Here is a 485-nt window from a genome sequence, read left to right as displayed (position 1 = left end):
CGCTGCGTCACTGCGTTGCTGGGTGGCTATGCCGCGGCGGCGGGCATCGCCACGCTTATCGCGCGCCTGCTGCCGATCGCGCGGGTCGAGGCGACGTTATGGGGCATGACGCTGTCGGCGCTATGCTATGCGGTCCTGGCGCTGTGGTGCTTCGCGGAAGCGCGGTTGGCGCGGGTGATGGCGACGGTCTGGGGCATCGCGATCGTGACGATCGCGCTCGCCTGGGCGCTGGGGGTCCGCGCGTGAAGGGCTCGCTGCGACAGTCGATGGCGTGGATCCACGGCTGGCTCGGGCTGATCGCAGGCTGGCTATTGTTCGCGATGTTCCTGACCGGCACCGCCAGCTATTTCCGGCCGGAGATCACGCGCTGGATGCAGCCGGAGCAGCCAGCCAACCACAGCACTCCCGCCGCCGCTGCCGCCGCCGCCATCCGCTATCTCCAGCGCGTCGGGCCGGACGATCAACAATGGTATATCTTCCTGCCC

Annotated in this window: 1 protein-coding gene and 1 pseudogene; both read left to right on the top strand. The window is 68.9% G+C overall.

Going from position 1 to position 485, the window contains the following annotated elements:
- Positions 1-246 (top strand): annotated as a pseudogene (locus CVH10_RS26610) (hypothetical protein); the annotation flags it as partial.
- The coding region (locus CVH10_RS17265; protein ID WP_219924742.1) for a PepSY-associated TM helix domain-containing protein at positions 243-485 on the top strand (243 nt) is incomplete at its 3' end. The pseudogene CVH10_RS26610 and the gene CVH10_RS17265, both read left to right, overlap by 4 nt.

The organism is Halomonas sp. ND22Bw (assembly GCF_003011945.1).
GTDB classification, from domain to species: domain Bacteria; phylum Pseudomonadota; class Gammaproteobacteria; order Pseudomonadales; family Halomonadaceae; genus Halomonas; species Halomonas halophila.
The sequence above is the reverse complement of the archived record's forward strand: the minus strand, read 5'-3'. Positions and strand labels throughout refer to the sequence as shown.